At 72.6% G+C, this 23,260-nt stretch carries 20 protein-coding genes and 2 tRNA genes; 14 read left to right on the top strand and 8 right to left on the bottom strand.

From position 1 onward, the window contains the following. Positions 1-153 precede the first annotated feature (153 nt). The 5 genes from OOZ19_RS15820 to OOZ19_RS15800 form a co-directional block, all read right to left on the bottom strand. Positions 154-912, bottom strand: a complete 759-nt coding sequence (locus OOZ19_RS15820) for a hypothetical protein (protein ID WP_266090855.1) — start codon at positions 910-912, stop codon at positions 154-156. A 452-nt stretch (positions 913-1,364) separates the two neighbouring features. Beyond that, on the bottom strand, positions 1,365-1,997 hold the full coding sequence (locus OOZ19_RS15815) for a 2'-5' RNA ligase family protein (protein ID WP_266090854.1): 633 nt from the start codon (positions 1,995-1,997) through the stop codon (positions 1,365-1,367). A gap of 46 nt (positions 1,998-2,043) precedes the next feature. Further along, positions 2,044-3,528 (bottom strand): MDR family MFS transporter, encoded by a 1,485-nt coding sequence (locus tag OOZ19_RS15810; RefSeq protein WP_266090853.1) that lies wholly within the window; start codon positions 3,526-3,528, stop codon positions 2,044-2,046. 382 nt (positions 3,529-3,910) lie between these two features. After that, the gene (locus tag OOZ19_RS15805) at positions 3,911-5,377 is read right to left on the bottom strand and encodes a dihydroorotase (RefSeq protein WP_266090852.1); all 1,467 of its coding nucleotides are present in this window, start codon (positions 5,375-5,377) and stop codon (positions 3,911-3,913) included. Further along, positions 5,377-6,768: an FAD-dependent oxidoreductase gene (locus tag OOZ19_RS15800; RefSeq protein WP_266090851.1), complete on the bottom strand. Its 1,392-nt coding sequence runs from the start codon at positions 6,766-6,768 to the stop codon at positions 5,377-5,379. The genes OOZ19_RS15805 and OOZ19_RS15800 overlap by 1 nt, the downstream gene beginning before the upstream one ends. 204 nt (positions 6,769-6,972) lie before the next feature. On the opposite strand from OOZ19_RS15800, the gene OOZ19_RS15795 reads away from it, so the two are divergent. The 8 genes from OOZ19_RS15795 to OOZ19_RS15760 all read left to right on the top strand — a co-directional run bounded on the left by OOZ19_RS15795 (position 6,973) and on the right by OOZ19_RS15760 (position 15,446). Then, positions 6,973-7,764 (top strand): IclR family transcriptional regulator, encoded by a 792-nt coding sequence (locus tag OOZ19_RS15795; protein ID WP_266090874.1) that lies wholly within the window; start codon positions 6,973-6,975, stop codon positions 7,762-7,764. After that, entirely contained in the window at positions 7,761-8,960 is a 1,200-nt protein-coding gene (locus OOZ19_RS15790) for a CaiB/BaiF CoA transferase family protein (protein WP_266090850.1), read from the top strand. The genes OOZ19_RS15795 and OOZ19_RS15790 overlap by 4 nt, the downstream gene beginning before the upstream one ends. After that, entirely contained in the window at positions 8,957-9,829 is an 873-nt protein-coding gene (locus tag OOZ19_RS15785) for an HpcH/HpaI aldolase/citrate lyase family protein (RefSeq protein ID WP_266090849.1), read from the top strand. The genes OOZ19_RS15790 and OOZ19_RS15785 overlap by 4 nt, the downstream gene beginning before the upstream one ends. Further along, positions 9,826-10,644 carry a cyclase family protein gene (locus tag OOZ19_RS15780; protein ID WP_266090848.1) on the top strand — a complete coding sequence of 273 codons (819 nt, stop codon included), beginning with the start codon at positions 9,826-9,828 and terminating at the stop codon, positions 10,642-10,644. The genes OOZ19_RS15785 and OOZ19_RS15780 overlap by 4 nt, the downstream gene beginning before the upstream one ends. Beyond that, on the top strand, positions 10,641-12,068 hold the full coding sequence (locus OOZ19_RS15775) for an MmgE/PrpD family protein (RefSeq protein ID WP_266090847.1): 1,428 nt from the start codon (positions 10,641-10,643) through the stop codon (positions 12,066-12,068). Before OOZ19_RS15780 ends, OOZ19_RS15775 begins: the two co-directional genes overlap by 4 nt. A gap of 92 nt (positions 12,069-12,160) precedes the next feature. Then, positions 12,161-13,447, top strand: coding sequence for an MFS transporter (locus OOZ19_RS15770; protein ID WP_266090846.1), 1,287 nt, complete (start codon positions 12,161-12,163; stop codon positions 13,445-13,447). After that, positions 13,444-14,802, top strand: coding sequence for an MmgE/PrpD family protein (locus tag OOZ19_RS15765; RefSeq protein ID WP_266090845.1), 1,359 nt, complete (start codon positions 13,444-13,446; stop codon positions 14,800-14,802). The genes OOZ19_RS15770 and OOZ19_RS15765 overlap by 4 nt, the downstream gene beginning before the upstream one ends. Before the next feature lie 11 nt (positions 14,803-14,813). Continuing rightward, positions 14,814-15,446, top strand: coding sequence for an aspartate/glutamate racemase family protein (locus OOZ19_RS15760; RefSeq protein WP_266090844.1), 633 nt, complete (start codon positions 14,814-14,816; stop codon positions 15,444-15,446). A 70-nt stretch (positions 15,447-15,516) separates the two neighbouring features. On the opposite strand, the gene OOZ19_RS15755 is transcribed toward OOZ19_RS15760, so the two are convergent. Further along, the gene (locus OOZ19_RS15755) at positions 15,517-16,428 is read right to left on the bottom strand and encodes an oxygenase MpaB family protein (RefSeq protein ID WP_266090843.1); all 912 of its coding nucleotides are present in this window, start codon (positions 16,426-16,428) and stop codon (positions 15,517-15,519) included. Between the two features lie 90 nt (positions 16,429-16,518). On the opposite strand from OOZ19_RS15755, the gene OOZ19_RS15750 reads away from it, so the two are divergent. Beyond that, on the top strand, positions 16,519-17,166 hold the full coding sequence (locus tag OOZ19_RS15750) for a TetR/AcrR family transcriptional regulator (protein WP_266090842.1): 648 nt from the start codon (positions 16,519-16,521) through the stop codon (positions 17,164-17,166). On the opposite strand, the gene OOZ19_RS15745 is transcribed toward OOZ19_RS15750, so the two are convergent. Beyond that, entirely contained in the window at positions 17,154-19,103 is a 1,950-nt protein-coding gene (locus OOZ19_RS15745; protein WP_266090841.1) for a linalool dehydratase/isomerase domain-containing protein, read from the bottom strand. The genes OOZ19_RS15750 and OOZ19_RS15745 overlap by 13 nt on opposite strands. 221 nt (positions 19,104-19,324) lie before the next feature. Here OOZ19_RS15745 and OOZ19_RS15740 point away from each other — a divergent pair, with 221 nt between their 5' ends. Further along, positions 19,325-19,921, top strand: coding sequence for a DUF5134 domain-containing protein (locus OOZ19_RS15740; RefSeq protein ID WP_266090840.1), 597 nt, complete (start codon positions 19,325-19,327; stop codon positions 19,919-19,921). A gap of 190 nt (positions 19,922-20,111) precedes the next feature. Here OOZ19_RS15740 and OOZ19_RS15735 read toward each other — a convergent pair. After that, positions 20,112-20,182: transfer RNA gene (locus tag OOZ19_RS15735), tRNA-Gly, on the bottom strand. 162 nt (positions 20,183-20,344) lie between these two features. Here OOZ19_RS15735 and OOZ19_RS15730 point away from each other — a divergent pair. From OOZ19_RS15730 to OOZ19_RS15715, 4 genes are all read left to right on the top strand, one after another. Continuing rightward, positions 20,345-20,418: transfer RNA gene (locus OOZ19_RS15730), tRNA-Pro, on the top strand. 202 nt (positions 20,419-20,620) lie between these two features. Further along, positions 20,621-20,827 (top strand): hypothetical protein, encoded by a 207-nt coding sequence (locus OOZ19_RS15725; RefSeq protein ID WP_266090839.1) that lies wholly within the window; start codon positions 20,621-20,623, stop codon positions 20,825-20,827. A 140-nt stretch (positions 20,828-20,967) separates the two neighbouring features. After that, positions 20,968-22,386 carry a trigger factor gene (gene tig, locus OOZ19_RS15720; protein ID WP_266090838.1) on the top strand — a complete coding sequence of 473 codons (1,419 nt, stop codon included), beginning with the start codon at positions 20,968-20,970 and terminating at the stop codon, positions 22,384-22,386. A 289-nt stretch (positions 22,387-22,675) separates the two neighbouring features. After that, positions 22,676-23,248 carry an ATP-dependent Clp protease proteolytic subunit gene (locus OOZ19_RS15715; RefSeq protein ID WP_266090873.1) on the top strand — a complete coding sequence of 191 codons (573 nt, stop codon included), beginning with the start codon at positions 22,676-22,678 and terminating at the stop codon, positions 23,246-23,248. Positions 23,249-23,260: the final 12 nt, after the last annotated feature.

Below are 23,260 nucleotides of genomic sequence, written 5' to 3'. Positions count from 1 at the left end.
CGCGGGTGGTCGGCTTGTGGACGTGGGCTAAAGCGCTTCGCGCTTTACAGGCACGGCCTTCGGCCGCAAGGCAGGCGGGCTTCGCCGCCCACGGCACGGCTTCGCCGTAGGGGGGGGCGTTCGCCCTTTGCCGTGGCTGCGGGGGCCTGCTGGTCAGAAGCCGAAGTCGCCCAGGTCGAAGTCGAAATCCCCGAAGTCGCCGCCGGAATCTCCGGGGTCGCCGAAGTCGCCCGAGTCACCCAGGTCGCCGGAGTCCCCGAGATCGCCCTGGCCGTCCTGGAAACCGTCGGCGTAGGCCGCTTCCGACACGCCGGGCATGCCGCTGAACATGGCGCTCATCAGCAGGAACGAACCCGCGCCCCAGGCTCCGGCGACCAGCGCGGGCTTCCACCACGGCTCGCTGTACCAGCCCTCGGGAACCGGGCGGCCCGCGACGCGCCCGCCGGGGTAGTAGTGCGGGGTCTGATCGCTCGGCGACGGGGAGGCGACCTGCTGCCTGCCCTCCACCTCGACCTCGCGGTGCTCGGTGACCTTGCCCGCGCCGTGGCTGAGGTCCGGCAGCTCCGGGCCGGGGTCGAGGCCCATCGCGGTGCGCGCGGCCCGCACGTAGTACAAGCCTTCCATCGCGGTCTGCGTGGTCAGCCTGCACTGCTCGGCGGAGGTCGCCTGGTCGAGCTGGGAGACGGCGGCGTTGTGCCGCTCGGCCGCGTCGGCCATGGCCTGCTTCGAGGCCTCGTCGGTGCCGTCGATGTTGAGCACCTGGCCGCCGAGGCGTTCCACCCAGCGGCGAGCCTCGGCCCGCGAGTCGTCGAGCTCCTTGCGCGTGCGGTCCAGAGCCTGGCGGCGGGACCACCACAGCGCGCCTACGAGGACGACGGCCGCGAGGATGATCAGGATGAGTGCGCCCGACATGGTCCCTCCGAACGGATTCCGACCCGGTGCGTCCGCCACGGCGGCCACACTTCCGAAGGTACCCGTTCGGAGGACCGGCTCAGCCGAAGCGGGCCAGTGCGGACGCTTCGCCAGCCCCTCCTCCTGCCACCTGCGACCAGAGCGACCGGCACCGCTGAAACCCTGTCCTCAGCCCTGTCATTCCAGGTGAGCAGTGTCCTTGATCGTTCGTCGTCTCAGCGGGGAAGCCGTGCCTTGGGCGGGCGAAGCCACGCCTGGCTCGCGGCGAAGCCGTGCCTGTATGCGCGAAGCGCACAGCCCACGTCGAGAGCTCAACCACCCGCGGGTTCTCAGCGGCTTCCTCGCGAGGACAGCTTTTCCCTCGTGAGGAGCCACTCGGGAAAAGATCCCGCAGCGAGAGACCGGCTGAGGTTCCGCCACCCCACCACCAAAGCAAAAAGAGCCCGACCCCCTCAACCCAGCGGGACCTGCGCGATGGTCTCCCACTCGGAGCAGGAGTGGTCGCGGTTCAGGCGCACCAGGGACACCGCGGAGGTCTTCGCCGTCGTCGGGTCGACGTCGGTGCCGCCGAGCGTGGCCACGGCGAAGATCGCGGGACCTTCGGTGGTGGAGAACGCGAGGCTGATGTGCCGGTCGACCTCCTCCGGCTCACCGGGAACCTGGTCGTCCCCGAGCGCGTCGGCGGTCGCGGCCCGGAGCCCGGCGCGCAGGTCCAGCAGCGAGGTCTGCGGTTCGGCGGGCAGCGACAGCGACTCGGGCAGCACCACGGCGCGGTGGAACGCCAGCGACAGCGGGGTGAACCCGGTGAGGCGCTTGCGGGCGGCGTCGACCAGGGAGTCGATCTTCTCCTGCGGTACCTCGTCGGTGAACCCGACCTCCTGCACCAGGATGTGCATCCACTCCAGCGGGACGAGGTCGAATCCGGGCAGGTCGCGCAGCGCGTACTGGTACTGGTTGACCAGGTGGCGGAGTCCGGGCTGGTCGGCGAACGGCAACAGCCAGGCGTAGCTGGTGCGGCCGGAATGCCATCCCGGACGCCAGCGGGCGTGGTTGCGGACCTGGTCGGCGTGCGGCAATTCGGTCACCCTTCAAATAGTGCACCGGTGCGGACCGTTGTGGGGATACCTTGAGCTATCTCACGGTCGTGGTGCCCGAGCGGTCGCCACCGCGTTTCCTCGGCCGCGCGCGCGATTTCTCCTGGTCGTCCAGCGTCGCTGCGGCGTCGGCGTTGCGCACTCGCAGCGACAGCAACAATCCGAGAACGCCGAAGCCGATCGAGGCGAGGAACGCCCCGCGGTAGGCGGCCATCTGCATCTGCTCGACCGCGCCGGGTGCGGCGAGGTCCACGGTGGACGAGCGGGCCTCGGTGATCGCGACCAGGATGGTGGCGCACACCGCGGTGCCGAGCGCGGTCGCCACCTGCCTGCTGGCGTTGAACAGCGAACTCGCGTGCCCCATCGCGGCTCCGGAGATCCGGGCGAACGCGGCGGTCTGCAACGGCGTCATCAGCAGCCCCATGCCCAACCCGAGCCACATCAGCAGCACGACGAGGAACCACACCGGTGTCGTGGTGCTCAGCAGTTGCAGCGCCAGTCCCACCGTGATGAGCACGCTGAAGCCGATCAGCAGCAGCGGTCGCGGCCCGAAGCGCCCGTAGATGCGGCTGACCACCTGGGTCGCCGCCAGCATGGTCAGCGCTTGCGGCATCAGCACCAGCCCGGACTCGAACGGGGAGAACCCGTGCAGCTTCTGCAGGAACAGCGGCAGCAGGAACAGCGTCCCGAAGATCGCTCCGGTGGAGCACACGAGCAGCGCGTTGCCGGTGCCGAACAATCGGTCGCCGAGCAGCCGCAGGTCGAGCATCGGTTCCGCCGTCCGCAGTTCGCGCACCACGAGCCCGCCGATGAGCACCGCCGAGACGAGCAGCGCGCCCCACACCGACGGGCGCCCCCAGCCGAGCTGCGCGCCCTGGTCGAGCGAGACCAGCAGCGTCGCCAGGCCCGCGCCGGCGAGCACGAAGCCGGGCAGGTCGAACCGGCCGGGGCGTTCGCGGTGCTCTTCTTTCAGGAACAGCACGGTGAACAGCAGCGCCACCGCACCGACCGGCACGTTGATGAAGAAGATCCACCGCCAGCTGGCGTACTCCACGAGCACGCCGCCGAGCAGCGGTCCGAGCGTGGGGGCGATGGTGATCGGGATGGACAGCACCGCGGAGGCCTTCGCCCGCTCGTTCGCGGGGAACGCGCGGAACAGCATGGCCTGGCCCACGGGGACGAGCATGCCGCCGCCGACGCCCTGCAGGACGCGGGCTCCGATGAGCATCCACATCTCCGTCGCGAGCCCGCACAGCACGGAGGCCAGCGTGAACAGGACCACGGCGAGCTGGAAGGTGCGCTTGCTGCCGAAGCGGTCCGCGATCCAGCCGGAGGACGGCACGAACACGGCGAGGCTGATCATGTAGCCGGTCAGCACCCACTGCAGGGTGCCCTCGCCGACGTGGAACTCCCTGCCGAGCGTCGCGAGCGCCACGTTGAGCACGGTCATGTCCAGGATCTGCATGATCAGACCGAGCACGAACGTGATCCCGACCAGCCACTTGTACTCAAGACGTCGCACCGGTTGTCTCCGACTCTGCTCATCCGTGGCCCGCGCGCACCGACCGCGCACCACGGGTCCTCCGCCCCGCCCGCCAGCATGGGCCACCCCACCGACGGCGGGCCACGGAATTGCGCTGGTCCACCGCGTCCACCAGCCAGCATGCCGGGAAGTGTCGTTGGTCACGCCCTGGTGAACCGCTCCCTGCGGGACGTGTCCGGTCCACCGGGTGGTGCGGCGGAACCCGGAGCCGCGGGGAGCGCGATCCGCCGGCGGCGGAGGAGCAGAGCCGGACGTGCGCAGGGGAGAGCGGCCGGGATCGAAGATCCGGACCGCTCTCCCCTGCGCACTCCGACCGCACTAGCGGGCGTCCCGCGGTCGCGCGCGACCACGGGACCCCGGCTCAGCGGCCCGTCGGGCGGTGCAGGTAGCGCCCCGCGGGCTCGCCCAGCACCTCGCCGCCGTCGAAGATCCGCTTGCCGCGCAGGAACGTGGTCTCGACCGTGGCGCCGATCTCCGCCCCGCGGAACGGGGTGTACTCCTGGGTGGATTCCGAGGCTGCGGGGTCCACGACGAAGGAGCGGTCCGGGTCGACCAGGACGATGTCGGCGTCGAAGCCCGCCGCGATGTCGCCCTTGGTCGGCAGGCCGAGGCGCCGGGCCGGGTTCGTCGAGACGAGCTCGGCGACCGTCGACATCGGCAGGCCGCGCCGGCGCCCCTCACCGACGAGGCCGGGCAGCAGGTACTCCGCCCCGCCGAAGCCGGACTTCGCGGCGAACACGTCCTCGGGGTCGTCGCCGAACTTCTTCTCCTCCTTGCAGCAGGCGTGGTCCGACACGACCCAGCTGACGTCCCCGGCGAGCAGGTGTTCCCAGAGCGCCTCGACGTCGGCGCGCGGGCGCAGCGGTGGGTTGACCTTGCCGCCGACGCCGTCCGCGGTGGTCACGTCGGTCAGCAGGTGCCCGATCGTCACCTCGCGGCGGAAGTCGACGTGCGGGAACGCCTTCGCCATCACCATCGCGGCCTCCATCGCCTTCGCCGACGACAGGTGCAGCAGGTTGATGGTGGGCAGGCCCGTCTCGTGGGCGAGGTAGGAGGCGATGGTCACCGCCAGGCCCTCCGAGTGCGGCGGGCGCGACGCGCTGTAGGCCTCCAGGCCGGAGAGGGTGCCCTCCTCCTCGACCAGGCGGGTGTAGGCGGTCATGATCTCCGCGGTCTCGCAGTGCAGCGACAGCGAGATCTGGTCGGCGATGTCCGGGTTCGCCTCGCGGGCGGCCTGGATCCCGCGCATGACGAACTCGAAGTGGGCGATGTCGTAGCGCTCGCCCTCCGGGATCATCAGGAAGTCGCTCTGGTCGGTGGAGCGGCCGTGCAGCCCGTGGCTGCCGTAGAACATGAAGATCTTGAACGACGTGACGCCGTGGTCCCGCACCAGCGCGGGGATCTCGTCGATGTGCGAGGACTGCATCGGGGCGAGGTGGAAGGCGTAGTCCACGTACGAGCGACCCTCGGAGGAGGCGAGCACCTCCGGGAAGACCTCGGAGTACGGGCCGCCCCGGTTCAGGTAGTACTGCCCGGTCCGCATGTAGGTGAGCGAGGTCGTCACGCCGCCCTGGGCGCAGGCCCGGCTCTCGGTGGCGGTGTCGTCCGACAGCGAGTTGTAGATGCCCCAGTGCTGGTGGGCGTCGACGACTCCGGGGAAGGCGAGCCTGCCGCGGCCCTCGTGGACCTCGGTGCCCTCCGGCACCGGCAGTCCCGGTCCGACCTCGGAGACGACGCCGTCGGTGATCGCGATGTCGGCGGGGAACGGCTCGCCGCCGCCGGGGCGGACGACGCGGACGTCGCGGACGATCAGATCGGGTCGGGTCATCAGGCACCTTCCGGGGTGAGGTTGCGGGTGGGGTCGGCCGACCGGGCGAGGTGCCCGGCGGCCAGGTAGGCGAGGCCCAGCGCGGGAAGCAGGCCGTTGCCCGCGAGGTATCCGGCCGCGCCGTGACCGGAGATCCCGGCGGCGGCGCCGCCGGAGGCGTACAGGCCGGGGACGGGTTCCCCGGCGGTGTCGAGCACGCGGGCGTGCTCGTCGACGAGCAGCCCGCCCTGGGTGTGGAACAGCGCGGGGACGATCTCGACGGCGTGCAGCGGGGCGCGCAGCTCGGTGGCCGTGCCGCGGCCGAAGCGGTCGGCTCGGGTGCCCGCGGCGACCTCGGCCAGCGCGTCGATCTCCGATTCCAGCGCGGCGGCCGGAACTCCGATCAGCCGGGCGAGTTCCGCCGGGTCGTCCGCGGTGCGCACGGCGCCCGCCGACAGCACGTCCTGGTAGTCGCCGAAGGCGCGGCACAGCCCGTCGATCCGCGAGTCGAAGACCATCCAGCCGCGTCCGCCGGGACGTCCGGCGAGCACCGCCGCGTATTCGGAGTAACCGGCCGTCTCGTCGCCGAACCGGGTTCCGCCCGCGTCGACGACCGCGGCGCCGTGCATCACCGCCGTCCAGGTCACGAGGGTGTGCGCGGCGGCGGACAGGGCGGCGTGGCCCTGGTAGGCGTCGAGGTACCCGGTCGCGGCGCCGAGCGCCCGGCCGATCCGGATCGCGTCGCCGCGGGAGTGCTCGCCGCCGTGGTAGTGGATCCCGGCGATCTCGGGCAGGTGATCGGCGACCAGCCCGGTGTCGGCGCCGTAGCCGTTGGTGGCCAGCAGCACCGCTCGGGTGGTGATCTCCTCGCGCTCCCCGGCGGGGTTCTCCAGCACGGCGGTCCGGCCGCCGTCCGGTCCGGGCTCGACCCCGACCAGCCTGGCCGGGACCAGCAGGTCGATCCGGTCGCTGCGGTCGGTGGCGTCGAGCAGGTGGCTCAGCAGCGCCGAACCGTGGCGGCCGGGGATGCTGTGCACCCGCGGCACCGAGTGGCCGGGGTAGCTGAAGTCGGTCGGCAGTTCGATCGGCACGCCGACGTCGTCGGCCAGCCATTCGACGAGTTCCGCGCCGACGTGCGCCAGCGCGGCGGCGATCCGCTGGTCGGCGGTGCCCCCGGTCTTGCGCGCGACGTCGTCCAGGAACAGCCGCGGGGAGTCGGTGACTCCGGCGGCGGCCTGGTAGCGCGATCCGGGGCCCGGAACCATCGCGGTGGACATCGAGGTGTTGTTGCCGCGTCGGAAGTTCTCGTCGGAGTCGACCACCAGCACGTCGAGTCCCAGCTGCGCAGCCCGGATCGCGGCGATCAGCCCGCCGCCCGCTCCGGCGACCACGAGATCGACATCGATCGTCATCGTTTCTCCTCACTGCCAGCCCACTGATTCGTTCCGCTCAGCGGTACGAGCACGGGCGTGACTGGCATCTCGATAAGAGCACTTGGCCTGGCGATACGCAAGAAGCGAGGCGAAACTTCTTGACATCGCAAGGGCATACCGCTCAATCTCGTTCCGGTAAGCGGTACGCGAACAGTCCGAATCGAAGGGGATGACGTGGCGGAGATGACCGGGGGCACCGGAGCCACCGAGCGGGCGGCGGACGTGCTGCTGCTGTTCGCCGCGGGGCCGCCCACGCTCGGCGTGAGCAGGGTTTCCCGCGAGCTCGGCCTCTCCAAGGCCGTGGTGCACCGCATCCTGAAGTCGCTCGGCTCGCGGGACCTCATCGCCTACGACCCGGAGACCCGCGAGTACCGCCTGGGCCCGGCCGCGGCGGCGCTGGGCAGCCGCGCGCTGCGGGAGTCCGACCTGCGCACGGCCGCGCTGCCGTTCCTCGCCGAACTGCGCGACCGGCTGCACGAGACCGCCACCGTGAGCTCGAAGGTGCACGGCGGGCGGATCTACCTCGACCAGGCCGTCGGCACCCACGAGATCACCATGTCGGTCGAGCTCGGCCGGCCGTATCCGCTGCACGCCGGCTCGTCGGGCAAGTGCATGCTCGCCTACTCCGCCGCGGACGAGGTCGACCGGCTGCTCGCCGGTGAGCTCGCCGCGCTCACCCCCTCCACCCCCACCGACCCGGACGCGCTGCGGCTCGAACTGGACCGCATCCGCGAGCTCGGCTACGCGGCCTCCGCGGGTGAGCGCCAGAGCGATGCCGGATCGGTCGCCGTGCCGGTGTTCGGTCCCGGCGGCCTCGTCGGAGCGGTGTCGGTGTGCGGCCCCCGATTCCGCGTCACCGGCGAATTCGTCGCCGCCACCGCCCCCGAAGTGATCGAAATCGCCGACCGCCTCACCGCCCGGCTCGGCGGGCTCGTGCCCGATCGAGCCCGCCCGACCAGCAGTGGAAGGACATGATGAGCCACGACCAGCCTGCGGCCTTGCGAGGCCTGAAGGTCCTCGACGCCTCCACCCTGTTCGCCGGTCCGCTGGCGGCCACGCTGCTGGCCGACCACGGCGCCGACGTCATCAAGATCGAGCACCCGCGCGGTGACCCCGCCCGCACGCACGGCGCGCAGAAGGACGGCGTCGGGCTCTGGTGGAAGATGCTGTCCCGCAACAAGCGGGCGATCACCCTGGTGCTGTCCACCCCGCGCGGCAGGGAGCTGTTCCTCGACCTCGCGGCCGACGCGGACGTGGTGATCGAGAACTTCCGCCCCGGCACCCTGGAGCGCTGGGGGCTGGGCTGGGAGGAGCTCTCCGCGCGCAACCCGCGGCTCGTGCTGGCGCGGGTCACCGGGTTCGGGCAGAAGGGCCCGTACTCGTCCCGCCCCGGGTTCGGCACCCTCGCCGAGGCCATGAGCGGGTTCGCCGCGATGACCGGTGAGCCCGACGGCCCGCCGACGCTGCCGCCGTTCGGCCTCGCCGACGGCGTCGCCGCGCTGACCACCGCGTTCGGCATCCTCACCGCGCTGCGGGCCCGCGAGGACACCGGCCGCGGCCAGGTGCTCGACACCGCGATCATCGAGCCGCTGCTGCACCTGCTCGGGCCGGGCCTCATCGCCTACGACCAGCTCGGCGTGCTGCAGCCGCGCACCGGAAACCGGTCGTCGAACAACGCGCCGCGCAACACCTACCAGTGCTCCGACGGGCGCTGGGTCGCCGTGTCCACCAGCGCCCAGTCGATCGCCGAGCGGGTGATGCGGCTGGTCGGCGCCCCGGAGCTGATCGACGAACCGTGGTTCGCCAGCGGCGCGAGCCGCGCCGAGCACGTCGAGGAGCTCGACGCGGCCGTCGGTTCCTGGATCGCCGCCCGCGACCGGGACGAGGTCGTCGCGGCCTTCGAAGAGGCCCAGGCGGCGGTCGCCCCGATCTACACCGCGGCCGACGTGCTCGCCGACCCGCACTTCAACGCGCTCGGCAGCATCGTGACGATCGACGACGAGGAACTGGGCCCGGTCCGCTTCCAGAACACCCCGTTCCGGCTGTCCGAGACCCCCGGCTCGGTCCGCACCACCGGCCCGCGCCTCGGCGCGCACACCGCGGAAATCCTCGGCGGCCTCGGCGTCGACGCCGGTGAGCTGGACCGGCTGCGCGAACAGGGGGTCGTGTGAGCGCCCTCGGGTGGGCGCGGAGCTGGCTCTACGTCCCCGCCCACCGCGACGACCTGGTCGCCAAGGCCCTCGGCGGGGCGGCCGACGCCGTCGTCCTCGACCTGGAGGACGCGGTTCCGCCCGCCGACAAGGCGCTCGCCCGCGAGGTCGCGGTGGCCACCGCAGCTCGGGACCCCCGGATCTGGGTGCGGATCAACGCCGCCGGGACGCCGTGGTCGGACGACGACGCCGCCGCCCTGGCGAGCTCCGGCATCGCCGGGCTGCGGGTCCCCAAAGCGGAGGACCCGGACGCGGTCGCCGACCTCGCCGAACGGACCGGGCTGCCGCTGCACCTGCTCGTGGAGAGCGCCCGCGGGCTGCGCCGGGCCTTCGACCTCGCCGAGAGCCACCCGCTCGTCGCCGGGATCTCGCCGGGCGAGACCGACCTGGCCGCCGACCTGCGGGTCCGCGACCGCGCCGAGCTCGGCTGGGCCCGGGCCCGGCTCGTCACCGCGAACCGCGCGGCCGGACTGCCCAGCCCGGTCGCCAGCGTCTGGACCGAGCTCTCGGACACCGCCGGGCTCACCGCCGACAGCGGCGCCCTGCGCGACGCCGGGTTCTTCGGCCGGTCGGTGATCCACCCCCGGCAGATCGCCCCGGTGCACGCGGCCTTCACCCCGGACGCCGGGGAGGTCGAGCGGGCGCGCGCCCTGCTCGCCTCGGTCGGCTCCGCGGGCGACGCCGCCTGGGTCGACGCCGACGGCCGCTTCGTCGACCCGGCCGTCGTCGCGGGCGCCCGCTGGGTGGTCGAACTCGCCGACGCGCTGGAACAGCACGCCCCCGACCACCACGAACCGGCCCGTGCGGCGGCCGGGAAGGAGAACTCGTGAGCGCCACCGACGGACTGCTCGGCGCCGTGCGCGCCGGTACCCGGACCATCGAGCTCGGGCACCCGCTCTACACCGGGATGGCCGGCTCGCCGAACCATCCCGGCTTCCGGATGACCCTCGAACGCCGCCACGGCGACGCGGTCCGCCCCGACGGGGGCTCGGCGTCCAACGAGGTGATCGTCACCGGCGGCCACACCGGCACCCACGTCGACGCGCTCGCCCACGTCAGCCACGAGGGGCGGCTGCACGGCGGCGCCGACGCGGCCGAGTCCCAGCGCGGCGGCAAGCACACCGTGCACGGCGCGGAGACGATCCCACCGATGGTCACCCGCGGCGTGTTCCTCGACGTGGCCGCGCTGCACGGCGTGGAGGTGCTGGAACCCGGTTACGGCATCACCGCCGACGACTTGGCGCGGGCCGCGGAGCGGATCGGCGCCGAGCCCGGACCGGGCGACGTCGCCGTGGTGCGGACCGGGTGGGGGCGGTTGTTCTCCGACGCGACCGCCTACGTCGGCAAGGAGACCGGCGTGCCCGGCATGACCGTCGACGGCGCCCAGTGGCTGGTCGAGCGCGGCATCGTCGCCACCGGCACGGACACCACCGCCTACGAGCAGATCCCCGCCGGGGCCGGGCACCGCGTGCTGCCGGTCCACCGGGTGCTGCTGGTGGAGCACGGCATCCACATCGTCGAGCACCTCGCCCTGGAGGACGCCGCGGAGGCGGGGCTCGGCGAATTCCTCGCCGTGTTCGCCCCGCTGCGCATCGTCGGCGGCACCGGCGCCCCGGTCCGTCCCCTGGCGGTGGTGCCGGCATGACCACTCCCGCGCAGCGGATCGGCGAGGTCGGCGCCCGGCTCGCGGCCGGCGGCGTCGACGACACCTTGGCCGAGGACGTGGTCCGCCGGATCGTCGACGTCCTCGGGAACTCGCTCGCGGCCACCCGCGAGGAACCCGCCCGGATCGCCGGGGCGGTGGCCGCCGAGTGGGGCGGCGCCCCCGCGGCGACCGCGATCGGGCTGCCGGATCGGGTGCCCGCCCCGTCGGCCGCGCTGGTCAACGGAACCTTGGCGCACAGCCTCGACTTCGACGACACCCACCTGCCGTCGGTCCTGCACCCGTCGGCCTCGGTCGTCCCGGCCGCGCTCGCCACGGCGGAGCGCACCGGCGCCGGTGGCCGGGCCTTGCTGGCCGCGACCGCGATGGGCATCGAGGTCACCTGCCGGCTCGGCATGGCGGGCTACGACGAGGAGCTGGGCAACTCGGTCTTCTTCGAGCACGGGCAGCACGCCACGGCGATCTGCGGTGCGATCGGCGCCGCCGTGGCCTCCGGCATGGTCCAGGGCCTCGACGCGGATCAGCTGGCCTCCGCGGTCGGCATCGCCGCGAGCATGGGCGCCGGGGTGATCGAGGCGAACCGCACCGGCGGCACGATCAAGCGGGTGCACTGCGGCTGGGCCGCGCACTCCGGGGTGGCCGCCGCGGACCTGGCGCGCCACGGCCTCACCGGCCCGCCGACCGTGATCGAGGGCAGGTTCGGTTTCCTGCGCGCGTTCTGCGGTGAGCGGGTGCACCCGGATCGGGTCACCGACGGGCTCGGCGAGCAGTGGGAGACGCCAGGCGTGTTCTTCAAGCCCTACCCCTGCAACCACTTCACCCACGCGGGCATCGACGCCGCCCTCCGGCTGCGCGAGCGGGGCGTGACCGCCGAGCAGGTCCGCGAGCTGGTGCTCGGGGTGCCCGCCCCGGTGCTGCGCACCATCGCCGAACCGGCCGAGGAGAAGCGGCATCCGCGCTCCGGCTACCACGCGGCGTTCTCCGGTCCCTACACCGTGGCCGCCGCGCTGATCGGCGGTGGCGGGCTCGGCGTGTTCCACGAGGACTTCACCGACGCCGCCGCGGCCGATCCCCGCCGGTTGGAGCTGGCCGGGCGGGTCCGGGTCGTCGCCGACGAGCAGGCCACGGCCGGGTTCCCGCGCCAGTTCCCCGCGGTGCTCACCGCCGAGCTCGCCGACGGCGGCTCGGTGACCGAGCGGATCACCGAGAACCGCGGCGGACCGCAGCGCCCGCTGTCGTCCGAGGAGCTGGCGGCGAAGTTCACCGGCAACGCGGGACGGGCGGTCGGACCGGACCGGGCGGCCGACATCGTCACCTCGGTGTGGGACCTGCGCGACGACCGCGCGGTCGGCGAGGTGATGGCCGGGGTCCAAGCCGCGCTCGCCTCCTCCGCCCCGACCGGCTAGCAGCTGATCGAACCCCGACAGGACAACGACGTCTCGTCCGCTCCGAGCGAACGGAGCGAACGATTCCCCATCGGAATCAAGGGATTACGAGCATGAGCACACGGTTTCGCTTCGTGACGCTGGGGCTGGTGGTAGGCCTCATCGTCATCAACTACATCGACCGCAGCGCGGTCTCCTACGCGGTGGAACCGCTGGAGCAGGCGTTCGGGATCACCACCGCGCAGTACGGGATCATCAGCTCCGTCTTCTCCATCGGCTACATGGTCGCCGCGTTCGTGTCCGGACCGCTGGTGGACCGGTTCGGGACCCGCCGGGTGCTGCTCGCCGCGATCGCGCTGTTCTCGGTGACCACCGCCCTCATCCCGGTCGCCGGATCGTTCGCCGGGCTGCTCGTCATCCGGCTGCTGCTGGGGATCGGCGAGTCGCCCGCGTTCCCGGCCGCGACCCGGACGGTGAGCCGGTGGCTGCCGATCCGCGAACGCGGCGTCGCGCTGGCGCTGTGCGGCGGGGTCGCGGTCTCCGGCAGCCTGCTGATCTCGGGGCCGCTGCTGACCTGGCTGACCGATCTCGTCGGCTGGCGCGGGATGTTCTGGACCTTGGCGCTGATCGGCGTGGTGTGGGCGCTGTTCGCCGTGGTGCTGCTGCGCGACCTGCCGGAGGAGTCCTCGCGGGTCAACGACGCCGAGCGCGCGCTCATCGCGCAGGGGCAGGAGTCGGACTCCGCGTCGGGCCGGTCCTCGGTCCGGTGGCGCCCGCTGCTGACCAACCGGAACCTGTGGGTCGTCGCCGGTGGTTACTTCGCCTGGGGCTTCATGTTCTGGGGCTTCATGTACTGGCTGCCATCCTTCCTCTCGAACGCCTACGGGCTCTCCGTGGAGGAGGCCGGTGCGTTCTCCATCGCTCCCTGGGCCTGCGGCATCGTCGGCTCGCTGGTCGGCGGGTACCTCGTGGACCGGGTGTACCGGCGCAGCCCGCGCATCCGCACCCGGTTCGCCGTGATGGGCGTGGCGCTGCTGCTGGCCGGGTGCTCGCTGATCCCGCTCGCGATCGCCCCGACGCTCACCGTGGCACTGATCTCGATCTCGCTCGGCGTCGGCTTCGGGTTCATCACCGGCGGGATCTGGTGGGTCGCCTCGATCGACGCGGCCCCCGACCAGCCGGGCAGCGCGGCGGGCTTCGCCGACGCGGCCTTCGCCTCCTCCGGCATCGTCGCCCCGTCGGTGATGGGCTTCATCGTCGCCGGTACCGGCAGCTTCACCAGCGGTTTCGTCGTGATGGCCGGGTTGGCGGTCGCGGGCGCGCTGCTGATGCTGCTGGTCCCGCGCGAACCCGCTCTCGCCGCGACACCCGCCAACGCCCCCGCGGGCGAGCGGGCATGAGCGGGACCGAGCACGCCGACGCGGTCCGGTCCGCGGTCGGCGGGCTCGGCCGGTGGGTCTCCGAGCTGCGCTGGCCGGAGGTCCCCGCCGAGGTCCGGGAGCGGCTGCTGACCGTGCTCGTCGACTCCGCCGCGGTCACCGCGCTCGGTTCGAGGGAACCCGAGCAGCGGGCGCTGGTCACCGCCTGGGATCCGCCGGAGGGGCCGTCGCCGCTGTTCGGGACGGGTCGCACCACGTCGGTCGACGCCGCGGCCTGGCTGAACGCGATCGCCGCGGTGCGCCTCGAACTCGACGACGGTCACCGCCTCGCCGCGGGACATCCGGCCGCGCACGGTTTCCCCGCCGTGCTCGCGCTGGCCGCGCGGCGAGGCGCGAGCGGAACCGAGCTGTGCGCCGCGCTGCTCGCCGCTTACGAGGTCGCCGCCCGGTTCGGCCGGGCGACCCGGCTCCGGCCGGGCACGCACCCGCACGGCAACTGGGGCGTCACCGGATCTGCGGCGGGCTGCGCCCGCCTGCTGGGGCTGGGCCCGGTGGAGACCGCCGTCGCGATCGACGCGGGCGGCGGGCTCCCCGTCGCCGGGCCGTTCTCCGCCGCGCTCGACGGCAACCCGGTCCGGGACGCGTGGGTCGGCGCCGCCAACCAGTCCGGCTTGGTCGCGGCCCGGCTGGCCGCCTCCGGTAGCGGGCATCTCACCGGTGTCGCCGCGGACGCGCTCGGCGATCTGCTCGGCGAGCTCGAGCCTGCGGTGCTCGGCGACGAGCAGGGGCAGCGCTGGGAGGTCCTCGGCGGCTACTTCAAGCAGCACTCCTCGTGCTCGTTCACGCACGCCGCGATCGACGTCGCGCTGTCCTTGCGGGAGCGGGCCGGGCCGGATCCCGAGGAGGTCCTCGTCGAGATCCATTCGCTCGGGGCCGGGCTGGCCCGGACGGACTGGCCGACTCCGCTGGCCGCCCGGTTCTCGCTGCCGTACGTCGTCGCGACCGCGCTGCGGCGCGGCCGGGTCGGCCCGGCCGAGTTCACCGCGGACGCGCTCGCCGACCCCGCCACGGCGGCGCTGGCCCGCCGGGTGACCGTGCGGGCGGCGCGGGACCTGGACGCCCGGCTGCCCGCCGAACGACCGGTCCGGCTCACCGCGTCCACACCGGACGGTCACGCCGTCGCGGAGGCGCCGAACCCGATCGGCGACGCCGCGCACCACCCGTTCAGCGCCGACGACCGCGTCCGCGTCCTCGGCGACCTGCTCGGCGACGCCGAAGTGGTGGCCGGGATCCGGGAGCGCTGCGCCGCGCTGCCGGACGCGGCCGACGCCGCGGCGGAACTGCGCGCGCTCGGCGCGCTCACCCACGTCCGATGAGGAGGAACGCCATGCTCGTCCAAGCCGTCACGCCGATCGTCGTCGGACCTCAGGAGGTCGCCCGGCGCCAAGCCCGCTACGACGCCCTGTCCCCGGCCGGGGTGCGCGTGGTGTTGTCCGACCTGCCCCCGCACGGCCCGCGCGCCCTCAACACCGAGCAGGACGTGCACCGCTCGACGGAGCTGGTCGCCGAGGCCCTGGCCGCGGCACCGGACTGCGACGCCGTCCTGCCGGACTGCGTCCTCGACCCGGCGGTCCCCGCCGACGGCGGCACCATCGGCGGCCGGCCGGCCCTGGGCCTGCTCCGGCTCACGGTCGGCGCCGCGGTCGCCGCGGGCCACCGGATCGCAGCGGTCACCCGGAACGAAGCCATCGCGGCGGAACTCCACCGGCGCATCGCCGACTACGGCTGGGAGGGCTCGTTCCACGACGTGGCGGTCCTGGACCTGACGGTCGACGACATCACCGACCCGGCCAGGTGGTCGGACGCGATGCGCGCACCGCTGGAAGAGGCGGGCCGAGCGGGCGTCACAGCAGTGATCAACGGCTGCTCAGCCGTCGACACGACCACCCGCCCCGAAAACGCCCCCCTGGTCCTGGACCCCATCAGAACCGCCCTGGGCGTACTAGGAGCCCTCGCCTAGGCGAAGCGGCGCTGTTCGGAGTGCGCGCCGCCGAGCCCGCTCGCCGACCGCGCACGGGGAGAGCGCGCGCTCACCGGCCGTGGTGGCGGTACCCGAGCACCGCCGGGTCGCCGGTGTCGGTGCGGCTGGTCCCGAAGGTCCGGGCCAAGGACCGGTCGAGCGGCACGGGGCGCAGGACGACGCCGTCGAGGTAGGCGCGGCTCGCGGTCCGCACTGCCAGCCGGACCGCGGGCCGAGGACGAGGCAGTCCGTGGGTTTCCCGCAGGTTCGCGGGGCTGATCGCGGAGAGGACCTCGCGCCCGAACGGCCGGAGGCGGGCGGGCAGGACCCGGGCGGTGAAGTCCTCGGCCAGGGCGTCGGAGACCGCCCGGCCGGCCGCGCTCGGCGCGAATTCGCGACGCTCGTAGTCGAGTGCCCAGGACCGCATGTCCTCGCGGGTGGCGGGGATGTCGTGGAGGCGTTGCCGCTCGGCGACCGCGCGCCAGAACCGCCAGTGCGCCTCGATCTCGGTCGGCGAGAAGGGCCGCGCACCCAGGGTGGCGGCGATGTTCGCGGGGTCGAGGGCCAGGGTGCTCAACGTGTAGAGCGCGTCGTCGTTGCGGATCGGGAAGTGGGCGTGGATCTCGTTCATCCGCTCGATCCAGGCGATGCCCTCCGGCGAGTCCGGCCCGAAGTCGAGGAAGCGACCGAAGAAGACGATGGTGTCGTCGTTGCGCAGCGCCGTGTTCTGGACGATGTCGCCGGTACCGCGTCGCCACAGGATCCGGGCCATCGTCGGTACGGCGACCTGCTTCATGAACGCCACCGTGAACATGGCGAGGACCAGGCGCCGGTCGCCGTGCAACGTCTGCAGGCTCGACCGGGTGATCTCGGTGTGGTCAGCGGCCGGGTCGAGCCGGGCGATGCGCCGCCGCTCCAGGCCGCCGATCCGCCACCTCCGTCGTGGTGTTCGGGCCGAGCCCGCTCCCGGTGCACTCTTCATCGAGCGGTCTCCGTCCTCGATGTATTGTTGACACGGCCTCGTGTCAACTTCACGATGCTACCCGACACGACCTCGTGTCAAGATGAGGTCATGTCCCGCACCGTGACCCGACCGCACCGCGGCGTCAGCGCCGCGGACCGGACCGCCGCACGCCGTGCGCGCCTGCTCGCCGCGGGGCGCGACCAGATCGCCGAGAACGGCACCGCCGGCGTCTCCGTCGATGCGGTGTGCCGCCGGGCGGAGCTGACGAAGCGCTACTTCTACGAGAGCTTCGACGGCAGGGACACCCTGCTGGTGGCGCTGTTCGACGAAGCGGTGTCGACCATGGGCGCGGCACTCGCCGAGGCGCTCAGCGCCGCCCCCTCGACGTTCGAGCTGCGGGTGCGCGCAGCGGTGCGCGCCGTGCTCTCGACGCTGTCCGCGGACCGGGGGTGGTCGCGCTTGTGGGCCGAGGCCCACGCGCACCCGGCCCTGCGAGCGCGCCGCAACGCCGCGCTCGACGGGTTCGTCGCGGTCCTGTCCGCTGAGCTGGCCGGGTCCGGCGGCGGAGCCCAGGACCCGGCGACCACCCTGCTGGTCCTCGTCGCGGGGGTCACCGAGCTGGTCGAGCGGCGCCTGCGCGACGACCTGGACATCGGCGACGACGCGCTCGTCGACCAGCTCGTCCTGATCGGCGTCGCGGCGTGCGCCCCGATACGGCCCGATGGCGCCGGACACCCCGGCGATCAGGACGGGTAGAGCCGCAGCTCGCGACGACCGTCCAGGTCGACCTCGACCACGGCCCGGCCCCGCGCGTCGGCGATGACCTCGTCCGCGCACGCGCCCGCGACCCGGTACGCCGAACCCGGCACGAGCCGGTCCACCGCGAGCACCGTCCGGACCGGGCCCGCTCCCGGGCGGAGGACGAGGTCGAGCGCACGACCGTCGGTCACCGCCCGGGCGACGAGCACGTCCGGGTAGGCGGCCTCGGTCAGCCGCGGTCCGGTGCGCCACGCCTGCGGGACTCCTCCGTGGCCGAGCAGGTCCCGCAGCGCGTGCTGCCTGCCGAACCGGCCGAGGACCGCGTAGAAGTTGACCATCGGCGACGCGTCGGCGAAGCGACGGCAGCCGTTGCGCTCCTCGATCGGCTCCCGTTCCGCCAGCAGCGCGGCAGCCGCGTCGGCCATCTCGCCGTCGCCGATCTCGCGGGCCGCCATCGTGATCGCGACCTGGGCGAAGGTGTCCCGGCCGAGCCGGTAGGAGCCGACGTCCACCCGGTTCGACGCACGGGGAGGGAGGGCAGGGATCCCGTCGCGCAGGGTGAGCTCGTTGCGCCGCAGCAGCCACCACGCCCGCTGCGCGAGGTCGGGGAAGGCCGCGTGCATCCAGTAGACGGTGTTGAGCTGCACCGCCGTGCCCGACCAGAAGTTCCACGACAACCCCAGGTGGCGAGCGCGGACGCCCACGATGCGGCCGTCGGGCCGCAAGAACTCGTGCTCGTAGGAGTGCCGGAGCCGTTCGCGCAGGTCCTCGACGTGGCCCGTTCCGTGGGCGCGATCGTGGCCGAGCATCGCGTTGATCCCGAAGGCGTTGCAGACGGTGTAGATCCAGTTCGGCTCGCAGGGGATGAGTGCGTAGTCCGACCGGCGCATGCCGTCGTGGATCTGCCGCGCGACGGCGTGGTGGTCGTGCGGGTACGCCTCGTCGGCGGACCAGCGATAGGTGAGCGCGCCCGGTTCCGCGTAGCGCAGGTCGTTGAGCAGTGCGTAGAAGCCGAGCATCGTGCCGTGCCAGCCGGTCAGCATGATGTTCTCGTCGGTGGCCAGCGGGTCGCGCGTGGTCGAGAGATTGCCCCAGAGGTTCTCCGTCCGCCAGTAGCCCCACACGCGGCGGTCGAGCATCTTCTCGATCGCGTTGCGCTGGGCCTCCGCCAGGTAGCCGGAGAAGGCGGGGGTGCGGGTGTACTGCGACATCGCCAGGCCGGTTCCGAGCGAGGTCAGCTGGTACCGGAGCGCGCCCTCGCGGTACTGCTCCAGGACGATGAACCCCTCGAACCTGTCGAGCGGCTGCAGGGCGACGTCGAGCGCATAGCGCAAGTGCGCCAGATCCTCCGGGGAGCTCTCCCGCACCGGCGGGCCCGATTCGAGGTCGGGCGGGCCGCTGACGACGAACGACGTCCGCGCGAGTTCGGCGTTCAGCACCGACCGTCGTCGGTGCTGGCCACGATGCCGCACGAGGTGCGCGGCGAGTGAGAGCGCCAGCACGGCCACCGGCAGGGCCGGTACCAGATATGCCGCTGCGCCGGCGACCTCCCGCGACGAGACCGTGAGCGCCGCGACCGCCGCACCCGCCACCCACGCCAGCGGCGGCAGCACGACCGGCCCCGCGTACCACCACAGCGCCAGGGACAGCACGAACGTGACGACGGTCAGCGCCGCTGCCGCGAACGACCCGTCGAGCAGGAAACCCCCGCCCGGCAGGGCCAGTCCGTGGCCGAAGGCGACCGCCGCGGGGCCGGCGCCAAGCCACCCCGGCAGGGATCCGGCCAGCCACACCACGGCGTAGGCCGCCAGCGCCCGTCGCATTCGTCGCGCCGTCACCGGGCCGAACGCGGGCACGTCGGGCAGCAGCACAGTGACGGCCCGGTTTCCGTCCCGCGTCGCCTCGGGCTCTCCGGCGGGCACCGGCGCGCTCATCGACTTTTTCCGGTCGGCACGCCAGGCATGGGGCGGCGAGCCGGAGGGGCGAAGGGGGTCGGCGGCGGCGCCGCCGAAGGGCGCAACCGGAACAACAGCTCACGCACGTGAGCGATCACCAGGGCCAGCGCGACGCAGCACGCCATCACGGTCCTCCTCGTCCTCCGGGGAACCTCGACAGCCTGATGTTGAAACGGGATCGTGTCAACTATGCTCGACCCATGTGCCGAATGGGAGCGCCGGACGCGGCGCTCGTCGTCGTGCTGGTCGCCGCCGCCGCAGTCGGAGCGGTCCGCCTCATCGCGGGGCGGCGGATCGACACCGTCTGGACCACCCGAGAGGCCGACGCGGCGCACCTGGTGATGAACCTGGCCATGGCCGTGATGTTCACGTCGCTGTGGGGATCGACGGCCCGGTCGTGGGTCCTCGCCGTCGTGGTGGCCGGGATGCTCGGCGCCGGCGCCGCCCTGGCTCGCCCGCCCGCGGGGCCGGGGCGTCGGGCTGGACTCGCGAACCACCTGCTCGCCTTCGCCGCCATGGGCCTGGCAGTGCTCGTCGGCCACTCCCCGGGGCACGCCCACGGGCACGACGGGGCTCCCGGCGGAGCCGTGTCCGTGGTCGTCGTCCTGCTCGCGGCCTGGTTCGCCGTCGATCTCGTCGTCACGGTCGTCGTCGCCGTCGTGGGGCCGCCCGCCCGGTTGCTCTCGGTGGGCCTCGCGCCTCCGACCGGCCGCGACCGCGCGGCGCTGCGGGTGGCTTCCTTCCCGCACGCGGTGATGGCCGCGGCGATGACCGCAATGCTCCTGGCCGTTCTGTGACCACGGCGATGAGCGGAGTCCGGCGCCGGGTCGCCCCGGACGATCCCGCTCGATCGGCCGCCCGCGCCGTCGTCCTGCACGAGACGTTCGGCGGCGAGTTCGGGCGAAACGCTCGTTGGTCGGCGCGAATGCGAAACGGCGCCCCTCCCGCGTTCGGGAATGGGCGCCGCACTTGCCGGTAGGTGCTCTGAGCGGGCGACGGGAATCGAACCCGCGTAGCCAGTTTGGAAGACTGGGGCTCTACCATTGAGCTACGCCCGCATGCCTGGTCAGGACGTTCCTCGGTGGTGCGCCGATGGGCATCGATGTCGATGTCCGGACGGTGATCGCCGGGGTGTTTCCGACCTTGCGTGCCCTAGCTTAACCGGTCGCGATAGGCTCTCCGCAACGCACCCGTGCGGTCGGGGTGCGTTGCAGGTGGGACGGGGTGTGGCGCAGTTTGGTAGCGCACTCGCTTTGGGTGCGAGGGGTCGTGGGTTCAAATCCCGCCACCCCGACGGTCCTCCGGGAGGCGTGGTCGTGCGGCCGCGCCTCCTTTTTGCGTTCCGGGGTCGCGATGGAGATCACGCAACGTGATTCCTGCGGGTGATCCGCCCGGCATTCGGTAACGGTCGGCAGCGGCAGGTCGATTTCGTGGTCGTGCACGTTCACGTTGCTGTGTCGAGGGTCGCGCGACGCGTCCGGCTCCCCGCTTTGCTGGTGGGGGTGCTGTTGATGCTCGCGGTGGTGCTGCTGATCGGGGTGTCGCTGTTCGTCGACGGACCCGGCAGGCAGATCGTCCCGCCGACGGTGGGGATCGGGACGGCGGTGATTCCGACGCCGCTGGGCTCGGCGGCCGTGCCGGCCGTGGGCGGTGCGGGTGACGTGGTCGGTGAGGCGGTGTTCTCGGCCCGCGGGGCGCGCTGAGGCAACCCCCGGCCCGGCCTCGGTCTCGCCTGGGCAATAGACTCGGAGGTCAGCCCGGCGTCGCCGGAGTGCACCCGATGTGGGGTCGCGCTCCCGCCGGCACCGCCGGGGTCCGAAGCACGTTCGCACTAGGAGACCACGTGAAGAGCACCGTCGAGCACCTGAGCCCGACGCGCGTACGGATCAACGTCGAGGTGCCGTTCGACGAGCTCAAGCCGAACTTCGACCGCGCGTACAAGGCACTCGCCAACCAGGTCCGCATTCCGGGCTTCCGGCCGGGCAAGGTTCCCGCCCGCGTGCTGGAGAGCCGCATCGGCCGCGGTCCCGTGCTCGACGAGGTCGTCAACGAGGCGGTTCCGGCCAAGTACATGGAGGCCATCAACGGCACCGAGGTTCGCACCCTCGGGCGTCCGGAGATCGAGGTCACCAAGATCGAGGACGGGGACCAGATCGAGTTCACCGCCGAGGTCGATGTGCGTCCGGAGATCACCGTTCCGGCGTTCGGTGAGCTGTCCGTGTCGGTGGACGACGTCGAGACGACCGAGGACGAGGTGCAGGAGCAGCTCGACGAGCTGCGCGCCCGCTTCGGCACGCTGACCGGTGTCGAGCGCCCGGCCCAGCAGGGCGACTTCGTCAGCATCGACCTGTCGGCCACGGTCGACGGCGAGGACGTCGAGGAAGCGCGCACCAGCGGCCTGTCCTACGAGATCGGGTCCGGCCAGCTCATCGAGGGCATCGACGACGCGCTGATCGGCGCGTCGGCGGGTGACACCAACACCTTCACCACCAAGCTGGTGGCCGGCGAGTACGCGGACCGCGACGCCGAGGTGACCGTCACGCTGGACTCGGTCAAGGAGCGGCACCTGCCGGAGGCGGACGACGAGTTCGCCCAGATGGCCAGCGAGTTCGACACCGCCGAGGAACTGCTCGCGGACCTGCGGGAGCGCCTGGCCCGCGTCAAGCGGATGCAGCAGGGCATGCAGGCGCGGGACAAGGTCCTCGAGGCGCTGCTGGAGACCGTCGAGGTCCCGCTGCCGGAGAACGTGGTGGCGTCCGAGGTCGAGGTGCGCGAGCACGACGCGATCCACCCGTTCGACCACGACGAGGCCAAGTTCGCTGAGTGGCTGGAGTCGCAGGGCCAGACCCGCGAGCAGTTCGACGCGGAGACCCGCGAGGAGGCGGAGAAGGCGGTCCGCACCCAGCTGGTGCTGGACACGATCGCCGACGCCGAGAACGTGTCGGTCTCCGACAACGAGCTCACCGAGCGGATCATCTACCAAGCCCAGCGCTTCGGCGTGAGCCCGGACCAGTACGTCCAGCAGGCGCAGCAGTCGGGCCAGCTCGGCGCGATCTACGCCGACGTGCGGCGCAGCAAGGCGCTGTTCTCGGTCGTGCGGCAGGCCACTGTGGTCGACGGTTCCGGCAGCGAGCTCGACCTGGACGAGCTGTTCGGCTCGCAGGACGACGACGGTGCTCCGGAGGTCGTGCAGGGCGAGGTCGAGCAGGCCGAGTCCTCCGACGAGACCGCGGGTTCCACCCCGGCCGCGAAGTCGGAGTGACGACTCTTTCGCGGTGATTTCGCTGTGAGCAGAAGGAATCCGCGAGCGGCGAGAGCAATGCACAAGCTCTGAGCGAACGTGGGCGGTACCGGGAAGCTGGTGCCGCCCACGTTCGTTAGGGTCGGTTGCAAGCGGATCACCGGAAACGGAACAAGCCAAGGCATCCCCAACGGTCCGGCGCCCGGCGACCGGTGTGGCCGGATCCATTGTGGAAGCCCTCATCGTGGAAGAAGGCAGGGGAGACGTGACGCAGCACCTGACTGTTCCGGCGTCGGACACGACGCCGCACATGCGGTCGACGAACGGGCTCTCGCTCAACGACTCGGTTTACGAGCGCTTGCTGCGGGAGCGGATCATCGTCCTCGGCTCTCAGGTCGAGGACACCATGGCCAACCAGATCTGCTCGCAGCTGCTCCTGCTCGCGGCCGAGGACCCGGAGCGGGACATCTCGCTCTACATCAACTCGCCGGGCGGTTCGGTCACCGCGGGCATGGCGATCTACGACACCATGCAGCTGATCAAGCCGGACGTGGCCACCGTCGCGATGGGCTTCGCGGCGTCGATGGGCCAGTTCCTGCTCTCCGCCGGTGCGCAGGGCAAGCGCTTCACGCTGCCGCACGCGCGGATCATGATGCACCAGCCGTCGGCGGGCCTGGGCGGTACGGCCTCCGACATCGCGATCCAGGCCGAGGTGTTCTCCAAGCACAAGCGGGAGATGGCGGAGCTGATCGCGGCGCAGACCGGCCAGACCGTGGAGAAGATCACGGCCGACTCCGACCGGGACCGCTGGTTCACCGCCGAGGAGGCCCGCGAGTACGGCTTCGTGGACCACGTCGCCACCGCAGCCAACCTGCCCAGCTGACCGCGCGCCCGG

This window comes from Saccharopolyspora sp. NFXS83, from assembly GCF_026241095.1.
Taxonomy (GTDB): domain Bacteria; phylum Actinomycetota; class Actinomycetes; order Mycobacteriales; family Pseudonocardiaceae; genus Saccharopolyspora_C.
Note: the sequence above shows the minus strand (reverse complement) of the source record. Positions and strands in the feature narration are given on the sequence as shown.